This is a genomic window from Synechococcus sp. MU1643 (genome assembly GCF_020514095.1).
Classification (GTDB): Bacteria; Cyanobacteriota; Cyanobacteriia; order PCC-6307; family Cyanobiaceae; genus Parasynechococcus.
Map to the genome: position 1 here is coordinate 90,834 of NZ_VTKY01000003.1, position 13,957 is coordinate 104,790.

Annotated in this window: 17 protein-coding genes; 7 read left to right on the forward strand and 10 right to left on the reverse strand. The window is 62.6% G+C overall.

Going from position 1 to position 13,957, the window contains the following annotated elements; all coding sequences use genetic code 11:
* Positions 1-10 precede the first annotated feature (10 nt).
* On the reverse strand, positions 11-853 hold the full coding sequence (locus tag FZX09_RS06605) for a creatininase family protein (RefSeq protein ID WP_226401341.1): 843 nt from the start codon (positions 851-853) through the stop codon (positions 11-13).
* A gap of 74 nt (positions 854-927) precedes the next feature.
* Here FZX09_RS06605 and FZX09_RS06610 point away from each other — a divergent pair, with 74 nt between their 5' ends.
* Genes FZX09_RS06610 through pgeF form a run of 3 tightly spaced genes read left to right on the forward strand, consistent with a single transcriptional unit; the run spans position 928 to position 3,861 of the window.
* Complete coding sequence (locus FZX09_RS06610) at positions 928-2,175, forward strand: S1 RNA-binding domain-containing protein (RefSeq protein ID WP_226401658.1); 1,248 nt, start codon at positions 928-930, stop codon at positions 2,173-2,175.
* The gene (locus tag FZX09_RS06615; protein ID WP_226401342.1) at positions 2,172-3,056 is read left to right on the forward strand and encodes a Tab2 family RNA-binding protein; all 885 of its coding nucleotides are present in this window, start codon (positions 2,172-2,174) and stop codon (positions 3,054-3,056) included. The genes FZX09_RS06610 and FZX09_RS06615 overlap by 4 nt, the downstream gene beginning before the upstream one ends.
* A gap of 10 nt (positions 3,057-3,066) precedes the next feature.
* Positions 3,067-3,861 carry a peptidoglycan editing factor PgeF gene (gene pgeF, locus FZX09_RS06620; protein ID WP_226401343.1) on the forward strand — a complete coding sequence of 265 codons (795 nt, stop codon included), beginning with the start codon at positions 3,067-3,069 and terminating at the stop codon, positions 3,859-3,861.
* A 3-nt stretch (positions 3,862-3,864) separates the two neighbouring features.
* On the opposite strand, the gene FZX09_RS06625 is transcribed toward pgeF, so the two are convergent.
* Genes FZX09_RS06625 through hemH form a run of 8 tightly spaced genes read right to left on the reverse strand, consistent with a single transcriptional unit; the run spans position 3,865 to position 10,334 of the window.
* Positions 3,865-5,526, reverse strand: a complete 1,662-nt coding sequence (locus tag FZX09_RS06625) for an NAD(P)/FAD-dependent oxidoreductase (protein ID WP_226401344.1) — start codon at positions 5,524-5,526, stop codon at positions 3,865-3,867.
* A 22-nt stretch (positions 5,527-5,548) separates the two neighbouring features.
* Positions 5,549-5,689 (reverse strand): hypothetical protein, encoded by a 141-nt coding sequence (locus FZX09_RS06630; RefSeq protein WP_226401345.1) that lies wholly within the window; start codon positions 5,687-5,689, stop codon positions 5,549-5,551.
* Positions 5,643-6,341 carry a hypothetical protein gene (locus FZX09_RS06635; RefSeq protein WP_226401351.1) on the reverse strand — a complete coding sequence of 233 codons (699 nt, stop codon included), beginning with the start codon at positions 6,339-6,341 and terminating at the stop codon, positions 5,643-5,645. Before FZX09_RS06635 ends, FZX09_RS06630 begins: the two co-directional genes overlap by 47 nt.
* Positions 6,307-6,720, reverse strand: coding sequence for a hypothetical protein (locus tag FZX09_RS06640; RefSeq protein WP_226401353.1), 414 nt, complete (start codon positions 6,718-6,720; stop codon positions 6,307-6,309). The genes FZX09_RS06635 and FZX09_RS06640 overlap by 35 nt, the downstream gene beginning before the upstream one ends.
* A 33-nt stretch (positions 6,721-6,753) precedes the next feature.
* Positions 6,754-6,978 carry a GIVxVP protein gene (locus FZX09_RS06645; protein WP_226401355.1) on the reverse strand — a complete coding sequence of 75 codons (225 nt, stop codon included), beginning with the start codon at positions 6,976-6,978 and terminating at the stop codon, positions 6,754-6,756.
* Positions 6,971-7,318 (reverse strand): nuclease, encoded by a 348-nt coding sequence (locus tag FZX09_RS06650; protein ID WP_226401357.1) that lies wholly within the window; start codon positions 7,316-7,318, stop codon positions 6,971-6,973. The genes FZX09_RS06645 and FZX09_RS06650 overlap by 8 nt, the downstream gene beginning before the upstream one ends.
* Entirely contained in the window at positions 7,315-9,102 is a 1,788-nt protein-coding gene (gene ilvB, locus FZX09_RS06655; protein ID WP_226401359.1) for a biosynthetic-type acetolactate synthase large subunit, read from the reverse strand. The genes FZX09_RS06650 and ilvB overlap by 4 nt, the downstream gene beginning before the upstream one ends.
* Before the next feature lie 56 nt (positions 9,103-9,158).
* Positions 9,159-10,334, reverse strand: coding sequence for a ferrochelatase (gene hemH, locus FZX09_RS06660; RefSeq protein WP_226401659.1), 1,176 nt, complete (start codon positions 10,332-10,334; stop codon positions 9,159-9,161).
* A 72-nt stretch (positions 10,335-10,406) separates the two neighbouring features.
* Between hemH and FZX09_RS06665 the strand changes: the two genes are divergently transcribed.
* From FZX09_RS06665 to cobO, 3 genes are read left to right on the forward strand one after another with little or no spacing between them, the layout of a single operon-like run.
* Positions 10,407-11,561, forward strand: a complete 1,155-nt coding sequence (locus FZX09_RS06665) for a site-specific integrase (protein WP_226401660.1) — start codon at positions 10,407-10,409, stop codon at positions 11,559-11,561.
* Positions 11,562-11,593: 32 nt separating this feature from the next.
* Positions 11,594-12,226, forward strand: coding sequence for a class I SAM-dependent methyltransferase (locus tag FZX09_RS06670; RefSeq protein ID WP_226401361.1), 633 nt, complete (start codon positions 11,594-11,596; stop codon positions 12,224-12,226).
* A 22-nt stretch (positions 12,227-12,248) separates the two neighbouring features.
* On the forward strand, positions 12,249-12,914 hold the full coding sequence (cobO, locus tag FZX09_RS06675) for a cob(I)yrinic acid a,c-diamide adenosyltransferase (RefSeq protein ID WP_226401363.1): 666 nt from the start codon (positions 12,249-12,251) through the stop codon (positions 12,912-12,914).
* Between the two features lie 25 nt (positions 12,915-12,939).
* On the opposite strand, the gene FZX09_RS06680 is transcribed toward cobO, so the two are convergent.
* Positions 12,940-13,134 (reverse strand): hypothetical protein, encoded by a 195-nt coding sequence (locus FZX09_RS06680; RefSeq protein WP_226401365.1) that lies wholly within the window; start codon positions 13,132-13,134, stop codon positions 12,940-12,942.
* An 83-nt stretch (positions 13,135-13,217) separates the two neighbouring features.
* On the opposite strand from FZX09_RS06680, the gene pyrH reads away from it, so the two are divergent.
* Positions 13,218-13,931, forward strand: a complete 714-nt coding sequence (gene pyrH, locus FZX09_RS06685; RefSeq protein WP_226401367.1) for a UMP kinase — start codon at positions 13,218-13,220, stop codon at positions 13,929-13,931.
* Positions 13,932-13,957 lie beyond the last annotated feature (26 nt).

Sequence of the window (13,957 nt, forward strand, 5' to 3'; positions counted from 1 at the left end):
CGTCCAAGGTTCAGGACCTGGGGGGGCTTTGAGAGGGTTGGGGGAAAAGACTTTGCGTGGGTGGCCAATCGCTGGCCAAAAGGGCCAGAAAACGCTCCTGCCAGTGGTTAATCAAGCGATCTTGCAAGCAACGCCCCAGATCAGCTGAGGCCTGGCGGGCATCCCCGATCACTCCCGTCGCACTGAGATCGTCGGTGAGCCAAGCGCAGGGCGCCGCCCCTTCAAGGCTCCATCCCTCCGGTGGTTCCTGGGCGGAACCCTTTGCTGGACGTCCATCCACCGGGCGGGCAGATCCAACCAGATCTGGGGCCATATGAAGCATCAAGCTGGTTTCGGCTTGGCCGGCATGAAGACCATGGGCCAACTCCTGCTCGGGCAACAGTTCAGCCAACCCCTCCACGCCACTCCAGAGGAAGCAGGGCAGAACGGCCAGCGAAGGGCAGCAAGCGCGCAGCTGACGGGCTGCCACCTGCAGCAAACCGATCTGGCCGCCATGGGCGTTGAACAGAACAAGGCGCTGCACCCCCAACGCCGCCAGCTGCGTGCCCACTTGGTCGACCAAATCGAGAAGCAGAGGAACCGAAAGGCTGAGGGTTCCGGGGAAGTTCTGGTGCTCAGGCGAAAAGCCGATGGCCTGACAAGGCAGTCGCCAAATCGGCAGAGCTGGATCAAGCTCAGACAGGACCAAATCAAGGATGCCGTCAGCAAAAACAGCGTCCGTCGACAGGGGCAGATGTGGGCCGTGTTGCTCACAGGCTCCAAACGGCCAAATCACCGTTGCACCAGGCCGAGAGGCGGCTTTGCTGGCCTCGGGCCAGGTCAATCGATCAAATCGCTTGCGAAACTGATCCATCGAGTTGAACAGGCAAGGAGCTGCTAATCACAGCCCAGCCTGTCAAAATGGGCGATCGACAAGCCCAATGGTCCATGCCCGCAGCCGGCAGTCCGCAGCCCAACCGCCCCAAGGCACCCAAGCCGGCAGCGACGAAACCGCTGCAGGTGATGCAGATCAACCGCCGCGAGGAGCAGGAAAAGCTGGCTCGGGAAGCGGCTGAAGCACGGGCAGCAGCAGAGGCTGCAGCAGAAAAGGCACGCATCCTTGAGGAACGGGCGGGTATCGCCACCCCTCCGCGACCGGTCCAGCAGGCACCAACCTCGTCTCCAGGAATGGATGACGACGCGCTGTTCGATATGGGCGGCATGGAAGGCATGACCATGGCCGACCTGATGGGTGCGCCGGATCAGAAACCCACGAAGGAGCAGCGCAACCAACCGCGCAGCGTGGATGACTTCGATTTCGATGAAGAAGCCTTCCTCGCAGCCCTGGACCAGAACGCTCCTGTTGGCACCACAGGTGAAGTTGTAAAGGGCACTGTAATAGGCATCGAAAACGATGGGGTGTATGTGGATATCGGCGGCAAAGCCCCCGGTTACATGCCCAAGAGCGAATCAGGCCTTGGTGTTGTCACCAATTTCCGAGAACGCTTCCCCAAGGGCCTGGAGGTTGAAGTTCTCGTAACCCGTGAGCAGAACGCCGATGGGATGGTCACGATCAGCTGTCGCGCCCTGGAGCTGCGCAAAAGCTGGGACCGAGTCAAAGAGATGGAGAAACAGGGAAAAGTGGTTCAAGTCATCGTCAATGGCTTCAACCGCGGCGGTGTCACCTGCGATCTCGAAGGGCTGCGGGGCTTCATTCCCCGCTCTCAACTCCAAAACGGTGAAAATCACCAGGAGTTGGTGGGCAAGACCCTGGGCGTGGCCTTCATCGAGGTCAATTCAGAGACGCGCAAGCTGGTGCTGTCAGAGAAACGAGCCGCTGTCGCCGAACGCTTCCAGGATCTGGAAGTGGGCCAATTGGTGGAAGGCCAAGTTGCTGCTGTGAAGCCCTACGGCCTGTTCATCGACCTCGGTGGCATCAGCGGACTGCTGCACCAATCAGCCATCACCAATGGCAGCCTGCGCTCGATCCGTGAGGTTTTCGATCAGGGCGACCGCGTCTCCGCCCTGATCACGGAACTGGACCCGGGACGCGGACGCATTGGCCTCAACACAGCCCTGCTCGAAGGGCCCCCCGGAGAGCTGCTGATTGAAAAAGACAAAGTGATGGCTGAAGCCGCCGATCGCGCCAGCCGGGCCCAGAACATGCTGAAGCAGCAGGAGCAATCCGCCGGATGAGAACTGCTGCCCTGACAGCCGCTGAAGACTGGGAACTCGACTTCTACTCCCGACCCATCCTTGAGGCAGATGGCCGCAAGCGTTGGGAACTGCTGATCACCTCCACCCCCGCCGCAAGCGGCGATGCAGAGCCATTTCGCTTCGCCAAGGTATGTCCCTCTGGTGAAGTGAATTCGCTTTGGTTGAGCCAAGCCCTGGCAGAAGCCAAGGAGGCATCCGCGAGCGGAGGCTGGGGTTCTCCCGTTCGTTTGCGCTGCTGGCGCAGTTCGATGCGCACCATGGTGCAGCGCGCCGCAGCCGAACAAGACCTCGAGGTGATTCCCAGTCGCCGCACTTTCGCCCTGCTCGATTGGCTCCAGCAGCGCGAGAGGGAGGTCTACCCCGAGGAAGAGGGATTCATGGCGGGGCCATTGGCACCGCCGCCGGCGCCCGTTCCAACCCCTCCGGTGCCCTTGCCGGAAGAAGTTCAAGGAGACGCCTGGAGCTGGGCCGCCCTGCCGGCAAGCCTGCTGCTGGAGGCATCGGAATGGCCGATGAGTTTCAGCGGGCTACTGCCGGTGCCCGATGGCATCGACCCAGAGGCCTCTGTGCCTGGTCTGCGCCTGTTCAGCCAGAGCAGATCCCTCGCCATGGCTGGCTGGTTAGGGGGTCTAGAGCCCGTCCGGATGGTCGTTGAAGACCGCCAGCTGGTGCTGGAGGCTGGCCAGGACGACCGCTGGCTGGTGAGCGACCTAGAACCGGGCATAGCCGCCGAGATCGGCGAAGCCCTCGCAACCTCGCAACAGCAGGTGCGCGGCCTCCAATTCATCGCGATCCAAGCCAGCCCCGAAGAACAGACCTTCGGCGGCTTCTGGATGCTGCGGGACATCCCGATGGCCTGATTGAGGGCTGATGAAAGACGGGCCTTTTGATCGACCAGACAGCCGCTTCAACACGTTGAAGGGCTGGACCTGGATCGGTTGTTACGGGGGCTATTACCTCCAGAGCGATCTTCTCCATGAACAGGGTTTCGAGCACGGATTCTTCACCCGTCTCTGGCAGGGCCGCGGGCCCGACCAACTGGCGGGATACATCAGCGCTGGCATCAGCGTTCACCGGCCCCAGCAGATCCACAGTGGAATCGTTCTGAAGGCCAGCGACGCCCGTCAGGATCCCTGGCCTGAGGCTGATGGCCTGGTGAGTGATCGCGGAGGCCAGAGCCTCTGGGTATGCGGAGCCGACTGCACGCCCGTTCTGATCGCCGATCCAGGGACAGGGCATGCCGCGGCCTGTCATGCCGGATGGCGTGGGGTGGCAGCTGGAATCCTGATCACAGCACTGGATCGGCTGGTGGAGCGGGGTGCCCGTCGAGAGGATCTGGTCATTGCACTAGGCCCTGCCGTCAGCGGCCCCTGCTATCAGGTGGGCCAGGAGGTGATGCAGGCCGTCAGCGCCGCGTTGCCCGGCGGGACTTCCTTAAGCAAGACCGGGGCTGTTATCGCCGATGAGCAACCGGGGCGACATCGCTTGGACATCCGAACCGCCGCAAAATTGCAACTCATGGGTGCAGGAATAGCTGGCGAACGAATCGCCCACTGCCCGCTCTGCACCATCTGTGAACCCGAGCTGTTCCACTCCTGGCGACGGGATCAGGTGAAAGCAGTGCAGTGGAGTGGGATCGTGGCGCAAGCCCCCTGCAGCAGCTGAAGGTTAATGAGGGTTGCTACCCAGGATCTGGATAGCCAAGGCTTCACCAGCCCGAATGCCATCGATTCCAGCCGACAGGATGCCTCCGGCATAGCCCGCCCCTTCACCCGCCGGCACCAGCCCTTTCACATTGATCGATTCCAGTGCGTCATCCCTCGGGATGCGAACGGGCGATGAAGTGCGGGTTTCCACGCCGGTGAGCACTGCATCGGGGTGGTCATACCCCTTCAGTTTGCGGGCAAAGGCCGGCAACGCCTCCCGCAAGGCCTCAATGATGGAGGCTGGAAGCAGCTCAGCCAGATCGGCGGGATGCACACCCGGTTGATAGGACGCTGCAATGGCGCCGAGCCGGGTTGACGGCCGAGAGGCCAGGAAATCCTCCAGCCGCTGCGCCGGTGCGGCATAGCTGCTGCCCCCCAAGCGAAAGGCGCGCTCCTCCAGATGCCGTTGCAGGCCGATGCCCGCCAACGGATCCCCGGGAAAGCGTTCAAACGGAGCCAGGTCATCGGCGTCCAGGGCCACGACCAACCCGCTGTTGGCGTTGCGCTCGTTGCGGGAGTGCTGGCTCATGCCATTGGTCACCACCCGGCCTTCTTCCGACGTTGCCCCCACCACAAATCCACCAGGACACATACAGAAGCTGTATACGCAGCGGCCGTTGTCGGCGTGGTGCACCAACTTGTACTCGGCTGCCCCGAGACGCGGATGGCCCGCCGCCTCCCCCCAGCGGGCTGCATCAATCAGATGCTGCGGGTGCTCAATCCGCACGCCCACGGAAAACGGTTTGCGCTGCAGCTGCACACCGATCTCCTGCAGCATTTCAAAGCAGTCGCGCGCGGAATGGCCGGGAGCCATCACCAGATGGTGGCAGGGAATCTCCGTTCCATCGGCCAGCACCACGCCACATAGTTGATGCGGCTTCTCAGAGCTGCTGTGGCTGAGAAGAAGGCGTGTCACGCGACTGTTAAAACGCACCTCACCTCCCAGGGCTTCAATCCGAGCCCGCAGGCCGCGAACAACTGTGGCGAGCTTGAACGTGCCGATGTGGGGGCGATGCAGCGTGAGGATCTCCTCGCTGGCGCCACAGGCCACCAGCTCCTCCAGCACCTTGCGGCCGTAGTGCTCGGGATCGCTGACCTGGCTATAGAGCTTGCCGTCAGAAAACGTTCCCGCTCCACCCTCACCGAATTGGGCATTCGATTCCGGGTTAAAAGGGCTATTACCCCGCCAGAAGCCGAAGGTGTCAGCTGTGCGTTGCTTGACGGCCTGACCCCGTTCCAGCAACAGCGGGCGAAAGCCCATCTGCGCCAACAGCAGAGCAGCGAAGTAGCCGCAGGGGCCCGCCCCCACCACCACAGGCCGATCGCCCGCGTCTAGAGGAAAGCCATCCGGCGCCTGGCCCACGGGCCGGTAGCGAGTGTCTGGCGCCGGACGCACACGAGCTTTGTTGCCGATGCGCCGCAACAGGGCGGCTTCACCCTTCACCTGCACATCCACGCTGTAGATCAGCTGGATCCGGTCACGGCGCCGCGCATCAACACTGCGCTTCACCAGGGTCTGACCCAAAAGACGATCGACGGGGATCCGCAAACGCTTGAGCACCGCTTCCTGCAGCGCTTCCTCCCCATGGTCGAGGGGCAGCTTTAGTTCACTCAGTCGCAGCATCTCGAGGTCTTGTCCCCAGACCTCATTGGATCAGACCGGCCAGGGCCTGGCCAGCACGAAAGCGGGAATCACTGGCCACGGCCTGGAGGCGCAGGCGCTCCGCGCGTCGACGCTGATCAAAGGCCTGGCAAATCGGGACGGCTTCCTTCTGATCGGGGTCCAACCAACCAACCCATCGCATCAATGCCCCCGTCAGCAGTCAGCGGCAAGGGGGCTGCATCGGCAAGGGTCAACAGCCGCGCCGTATCAAAATCCGCACCCGCGAGCAAGGTTGGAGCCTTGCCGGTGTAATGCTTGAAACCCTGTTGAAATTCAGCCCAAGCCACACCACGGGCTGGGTGCTGCAGCCCAAGCTGTTGCCAGGGCACCGCGGGCGCATCCTGCAGATCTTCCGCCTCGGTGAGCCAAATCCAGTTCGGCGTCAGCGGCGCACCACCGCCGAAGCGCCCCTGCTGCTGCTCAGCCCGCAGCTCTTGGGAGAAAAGGCCGTCTGTGGCATCGGCGACCACGACAGTGGGCACCCACGACCAGGCCATATCGTCCTTGAACCGTTGCAGACGCCCGTTGTTGCTGGGATCCACCCGCTGGACAGGCTGCGCTTCGTAGCTTTCAACAATGCCGCCAGCGGCCTGGAACAGCTCCACAAAGGCACTGGAGTTAGTGGACTCGAGGGCAGAAGGGTCCTCCACCACCATTTCCCGTCCCCAGCCGGCCTCCATCTCCGCCGCCACCATCGCCTTCAGATCCTCCTGACGGGAGGGAACAAGCGGCCAGATCCGTTCACGGCCTTTTAAGGGTGTCCAGCGACTGGCCACGCTGATAGGGGAGCAGCACGGTGAGGCCCCGCTCGTGAGCCAAGGCGGCAAAGGCCCTCAGATCCGCAGACGGGGGAGCCACCAGAAGCTTGAGATCAATGGATGGCATCAACTGCGGATCGGGCGCCTCGCTGGAGTTGGTCCAATGCCAAGCAACCTTCGGGAAGGGCTCACCACAGGCCTCCACCGAAGCCTGGCCCAGACGAAAGCCCTGGAGGAAGTTATGCCGCAATTCGGCATCACGCTGCCCCATCGGTAGCAGCACCGCCAACCTTGGGCAGCTGACGCCACTGGCAACGATCGACTGGCAGCCGATCAGCGTGGCTGCCACAACACACCACGACAGCCAAGGCCAACGTCGCCACTCAGGCTTCGACATGGGATCGGAGGGAAGCAACCCGATCCCCGCCAATTAGCGAGAGGGGTCGGACTCGTCTGGTTTTGTCATAGAGGTCTCAGAGCCGCCGCCCAACTGGGACAACCAACCCGCCAAAAGCAAGCCAGCACCGATGCCAATGGCAAGGGTGCGATTTTCAGCTGCGGCGCCCTGCCCCCATGCGGCTGTGGCCAGAAAGGCAGCCCCAAGAAGGAGGCAGGGCACCAACACAATGCCCCTGGCAATGCGGTTATCAGCCATCGACCCCACAGCTGTTGCTGGCCAAACCAGCGGCAATCAAGCCAGTGCTGAGGTCGCGCGTAGCACCGATCGGGGTCACCCGAGCCATGAGCTGACCCTCACTGGAGCCGACCGGCCGCAAATTGACCTTGCGGCGGCGCGGCAGCTCCTGGCGGAGCCATGCGGTGGCCTCGGCTTCCTGGCTCGCATCAACGACAGCACAGGGCAGGGCAACGGTGTAAGTGCGGTTGTGATCGCCAACCTGGAGCAGTGAACTGCTGCGCACCTGAAGCACCTCAGCAGCCTGTACGGGCACGGCCCAAAGCAGCACGGAAAAGCCGATTAAGACAAGACGAATCAAGAGGTCGGGGCGTTGAGAACCGGCATGGGAGCCGGCAGGCCAACCATTTCAGCATTGCTTTTGCCCGGGGGAACCATCGGATAGCAGTTCTCACCACGACGAACGTGGATGTCGATCAACATCGGGCCGGGGGCCTTGAGCGCCGCCTGGAGATCACTGTGCAACGACTCCCGCTCGCGGATGTGCACGCCGTCGACACCGAAGGAGCGGGCAAGGGCCACAAAGTCCGGCATGCCATTAAGCATGTCGGAGGCGGAATAGCGCTCCTCGTAGAAACTCTCCTGCCACTGGCGCACCATGCCCTGCCAGTGGTTGTTGACGATCACCACCTTCACCGGGAGGCCATAGGCCGCCAGGGTTCCCAGCTCTTGAATGTTCATCAGGATGCTGGCGTCACCCGCGATGCACACCACCTGACGATCGGGGCAAGCCACTTGGGCGCCCATCGCGGCCGGCATGCCAAAGCCCATGGTGCCGAGACCGGAACTGCTGATCCAGCCCCGGGGCCCATTGCGCAGGTACTGGGCAGCCCACATCTGATGCTGGCCCACATCTGTGGTGACGATGGCATTCGGTGCCAACTCGCGAACGGCCAGCAGAACTTCTTGGGGGAATAAGGGGCCGTCGGCGGGAGGAACAGTGAGGGGATAGGTCTTTTTCCACTCAGCGATGCGCGCCAACCAAGGGGCCGTGCGGGGCTGCACCTGCTGTTGCAAGCTCAGCTCCACCAACCGCGCCACACTTAGGCTCAGATCACCCAGTACCGCCACATCGGGACGGCGGGTCTTGCCGATTTCGGCCGGGTCAATTTCGAAGTGGATCACCCGGGCCCGGGGGGCAAAGGTATCGAGCTTTCCGGTCACCCGATCGTCAAAACGGGCTCCAACAGCAATCAGCAAATCGCATTCGGTGACGGCGAAGTTGGCGTAGGCCGTGCCGTGCATGCCGAGCATGCCCACCGAGAGGGGGTCATTTTCATCAAAGGCGCCCTTCCCCATCAAGGTGGTGGTGACGGGGATCTGGTAGCGCTCGGCAATCACCCGCAGGCTGTCGTGGGCACCGGCTGAGATCGCACCACCGCCCACATAGAGCAGAGGATGCTCTGACTCGGCGATCAGCTCAAGCGCCGACAGGATCGGTTCATCCCGGGGGGGCTGAGGCTTACGGAAGCCTTGGGGAACAATTGATCCGGGCTCAACAGGCACGTAGTCGAACATCTCCTGGCCGACATCCTTCGGGATGTCAATCAGCACGGGGCCTGGACGACCGCTGGCTGCAATCAAAAAAGCCTGGGCAACGATGGAGGCGAGATCCGCCGGATCGCGCACCACCCAGGAATGTTTCACGATCGGCAGGGTGATGCCGAAGATGTCGGTCTCCTGGAAGGCATCGGTGCCAATCGCCGGACGCGGCACTTGGCCGGTGATCACCACCATGGGCACCGAGTCCATCTGGGCGGTGGCGATACCAGTCACCAAGTTGGTGGCACCGGGCCCCGATGTGCCGAAGCAAACGCCCACCTTGCCGGTGGCGCGAGCGTAGGCATCGGCCGCGTGGGTGCCGGCCTGCTCATGTCGCACAAGGATGTGTTTGACCCAACCCTCACTTTCGGCGATGTGAAGTGCGTCGTAGATCGGGAGAATCGCGCCGCCGGGATAGCCGAAAATCGTGTCGACGCTATGGCGCCGCAAGGCATCCATCAGGGCTGTCGCCCCAGACATTCTCTGCACACCGTGACCGGCCTGCTGCCCAGTGACGGCCGAAGACGCTGAGGTGAGAGTCACAGAGGCGACAGGTCAATGACCCTCAAGGTTAAGGGCCCGAAGCGCCCCTGGCTTGATCAGAGCAGACCGAGCGCATGCAGCGGCCCTTGACCACTGATCAGCTCCAGCAAAAATGCCGAAAAACCGACCATGGCCAGACGGCCGTTCCAGACCTCAGAGCTGTTGTTCCAACCCCATTCCCACTTTTCCTGGGGATAGAGTTTCACCTTATTGGGAAGCTCCGCCGCCGCGTCGAGACTCACTTCAGGGCCCTGAAGGCTGGTGGCCACGAGATCCGCCAAGCCTTCTATGAAGGGGGAGTAGGTATCGAGAGCGCGCACCCGGCGGAAATTCACCACGCCAGCCTCGGTGGCCAACTCCCGGTATTCGATGTCGATTTCCTCAAGCGTCTCGATGTGTTCGCTGACGAAGCTGATCGGCACCACCACCAGATCGTTGGTCTTCGCTTGGCCCAATTCCTCAAGGGCCTCCTCGGTGTATGGCTTGAGCCACTCCACCGGGCCCACACGGCTTTGGTACGCCAGGGTGAAGGGGTTGTCGTGGCCCATCTGACCGGCCAACTCCTTCATAATCAAACCGGTGCAGGATTCGATCTCTTTTTGATAGGGGTCGCCGGCCTCTTCGACGTAGCTCTTTGGCACACCATGGGCGCTGAAGAAGACATGGGCCTTCGTGGGATCGTCGCTATTACGGACCTCTGTAGCTATCAGCTCGGCCATGGCCTTCACATAGCCCGGGTGGTCAAACCAGCTGCGGATGCAGCGAATCGGCAACTTCTCAAACGCGGGATCCGCCTGCCGCAAGCGCTGAAGCTCGCGGAAACTGGACCCACTCGTGCTGATTGAGAAATGGGGGTAGAGGGGAAGCACCACGACCTCATCCATGCCGTCGGCCTTGATATCCGCCACTGCGGATTCGGTAAATGGATGCCAGTAGCGCATGGCCACATAGCTGGTGGCATTGATGCCGCGCTGACGCAGCAAACTCTGAAGTTCCCGGGCTTGCTGCTCCGTGATTCGCCGCAGCGGTGATCCGCCACCGATGGAGCGATAGGCCTCCTGCGACTTGCCACTGCGCAAGGTGCTGATCAACCAAGCCAGCGGTTTCTGCAGCGCCGGGCTGGGTAGCCGAATGATTTCCGGATCGGCGAACAAGTTGTACAGAAACGGTCCAACGTCTTGGATACGCTCCGGGCCACCCAGATTCAGCAGGACGACACCGACGCGGGACATATCCATCAGAACGCTTTTCGGGGGTTGAGCGTAGCCGCCACAGACGCGATCCTTGGTTCCAACGACACATTTATGGAGTTCAAAAGTGCGCTGGAGACCGCCAATGCGCAGCTGGCGGCACGAGGGTCACGCCTGCGCATCGAACAGCGCGGACGACGCCTGAACCTGCGCGGGTCTCTGCCATTGCGCGGGGATCCGAGCCAGAACGGCTTGCAACGCATCAGCCTGGGGCTGATGGCCGATCCAGCCGGACTGAATCAAGCACTCAGCACTGCTGCCCTGGTGCAGCTGCAATTTGAGCAGCGCAGTTTTGATTGGACGCTCTGGTCGGCCCCCACCTCGCCAACCAAAGCCAAGGGGCGCTCGATCAGCATCCAAACCGCCATCGAAAGCTTCGAAGCAGCCTTTTTTGCCGACCCGCGTCGACGCCGTTCAGCAGCGAGCAGTCGCACCACCTGGACCAGTGCCTACTTGCCCTACCTCAGGCGACTGGCGCGTCAGTGCAGTGATCAGCCGCTGGAGCCAGCGCTGCTGATGCAAACGCTGACTAGTTACGACGACGGCAGCCGCAGCCGGCAGCAGTGCGCCACGGCCCTGGGCGCGCTGGCCCGGCATCTGGAGCTGCCCTTACCGGAGGACTGGCGCCAAGAGGCCGGCGGCTATGGCCTACATCGGGCCCGCTTCCGCCAGCTGCCCACCGATCCACAGATCCTCGAGGCCGCAGGCTGCATTCCCAATCCGCAGTGGCGCCTGGCCTTTGCCCTGATGGCCACCTACGGCCTGCGCAACCACGAGGTGTTCTTCTGTGATTGCTCCTCACTGGCCCCAGGCGGGGATCAGGTGTTGCGGGTGCTGCCGACCACCAAAACCGGTGAGCACCAGAGCTGGCCGTTCCACCCCGACTGGGTCGAGTGCTTTGGATTGCAGGAGCTGGCGGAGAACCCAGCCGCCCTGCCGGCGATCCAAACCGATCTGCGGCGCACCACTTTGCAACAGGTGGGACGGCGGGTGAGTGAGCAGTTCCGCCGCTACAACCTGCCGATCACCCCCTACGACCTGCGCCACGCCTGGGCGGTGCGCACCATCCACGTCGGCCTGCCTGACACCGTTGCCGCCAGGATGATGGGCCACTCGGTAACGATCCACACCCGCACCTATCACCACTGGATCACCCGGCGTGACCAGCAGCAGGCGGTGGATGCAGCCCTGGCCCGGCAACCGGCCTGACATCAACCTGACTGCCCTTCTGCACATCAACGATGACGTCGTTTCTGAGGCCGCTGGCCTACCGCTACCGCTGGATTTACGACACAGTGACTGCGGTGTCGTCGCTGAGTGTGGGTGGGGTGGAGCGCCTGCGCGGCCTAGGGCTCGAGGCATTGCAGCCCCATCTCAAACCTGGAGCGGCAGTGCTGGATTTCTGCTGCGGCAGTGGGGAAGCAGCGGCCCCATGGCTAGCGGCGGGCTATGCCGTGACCGGGCTCGATGTTTCCCCCCGCGCCCTGGATCTCGCCGCCCAACGCCACCCCGCCCTGGAGCGGGTGGAGGGGCTCGCCGAAGATCCGCCGCTGGCCGATGCCAGCTTCAGTGCCATCCAGCTGAGCGTGGCCCTGCACGAATTCCCCCGCAGCGATCGGGAGAGGGTGCTGCGCAGTGCCCTGCGGCTGCTGGAACCGGGCGGCTGGTTGGTGCTTGTGGATCTGCATCCGGCCGGGCCTTGGCTGAAGCTTCCCCAACAAGTGTTTTGCGCCCTGTTTGAAACCGATACCGCCACCGCCATGCTGGAGGACGACCTCCCCACCGAGCTGGAGCAACTCGGGTTCAGCAGCGTGAGCCAAGAGCTGCTGGCGGGACGGGCTATACAACGCATCACCGCAATTCGGCCTCGATAGAACCAACAACGCCCCTCCTTCCATGAGCACAAACGACCTCGATCAATCCGCCGCAGAGCTGGGCATGGGGGGCAAGCTCGCCCCCGAAACAGACAACGCCGGTTACCGCAAACGGATGGAGCGGCGCCAGCAGGTGCAAAAGCAACGGGTGGAGGAACGCGATAAGGAGAAGGGGCTTGTGCTGGTGTTCACCGGCCAGGGCAAGGGCAAAACAACCGCCGGGCTTGGGCTAGTGCTTCGCACCCTTGGCCATGACGAGCGGGTGGCGATTGTTCAATTCATCAAGGGGGGCTGGGAGCCCGGTGAAGCACGAGCACTGCAGGCCTTCGGCGAGCAGGTCAACTGGCATGCCCTGGGGGAAGGCTTCACCTGGGAAACCCAGAACCGAGAGCGGGATCAACAACTGGTAGAAGCGGCCTGGCAGACGGCCCTGGGCTACCTGCGCGATGACAGCGTGAAATTGGTGCTGCTCGACGAGCTGAATGTGGCCTTGAAACTGGGCTACATCGAGGCCGGTACGGTGATTGCCGGATTGAACGAGCGACCAGAGCTCACCCACGTTGCGGTGACCGGCCGTGGCGCACCAGCCGAGCTGGTGGAGCGGGCCGATCTGGTGACAGAGATGACCCTGGTGCACCACCCGTTCCGCGAACAGGGGGTGAAGGCCCAGGCGGGCATCGAGTTTTGAGGGTTGAACAACCAACAACCCAGCCTTAGGCCGCTTCAGCCGCCTCCAGATCGCCCTGAAGATGACGGGTGGCCGCGGTGAGCACCGACAGCCCACTCACCAACAGAGCGCGGTGCACCACAGGCTCACGCCAACAGTCTGGATCCTGGCTGGCCCGTTCCAGGGCGGAAAGCGTGAGACGGGCCATCACACCGCTTTGGGTGGCATCGCTCTCTGGCATCAAACAGCCGCGGTTTCCCCATCCAAGCGGCGATCAAAGGCTTCTGCCAGTGCTTGCTACTGTCGAAAGGATCTGGACCGTAGATGACCTACACACGCGTCCTGCTGAAACTCAGCGGCGAAGCTCTGATGGGATCTCAGGGCTATGGCATCGATCCCGCGATTGTTCAGTCAATTGCCTCCGATGTGGCCAAGGTGGTGGCCAGTGGCACCCAACTGGCGATCGTCGTAGGCGGCGGCAACATCTTCCGCGGCCTTAAGGGTTCTGCAGCGGGAATGGAAAGGGCCACAGCTGACTACGTCGGCATGTTGGCCACGGTGATGAATGCCATCACCCTCCAAGACGGGCTCGAGAGGGCCGGCGTTCCCACCCGGGTGCAGACCGCCATCGCCATGCAGGAAGTAGCGGAGCCCTACATCCGCCGTAAAGCCATTCGACACCTGGAAAAAAACCGGGTGGTGGTGTTCGGAGCCGGTTGCGGAAACCCTTTCTTCACCACCGACACCACCGCTGCCCTCCGGGCCGCCGAAATCAATGCCGATGTGGTGTTCAAAGCCACCAAGGTGGATGGGGTCTATGACAAGGACCCGGCCAAGCACGCCGATGCGGTGAAGCATGAGCAGCTCAGTTACCAGGATGTGCTCAGCGGCGAATTGGGAGTGATGGACAGCACCGCCATCGCCCTCTGCAAAGACAACAACATCCCGATTGTTGTTTTCAACCTGTTTGAACCTGGCAACATCGGCAGAGCCGTGGCCGGGGAACCGATCGGGTCCCGCATCGGCGACCCCGCCTAAACAACGCCTCCCAGTACGCACGCCTC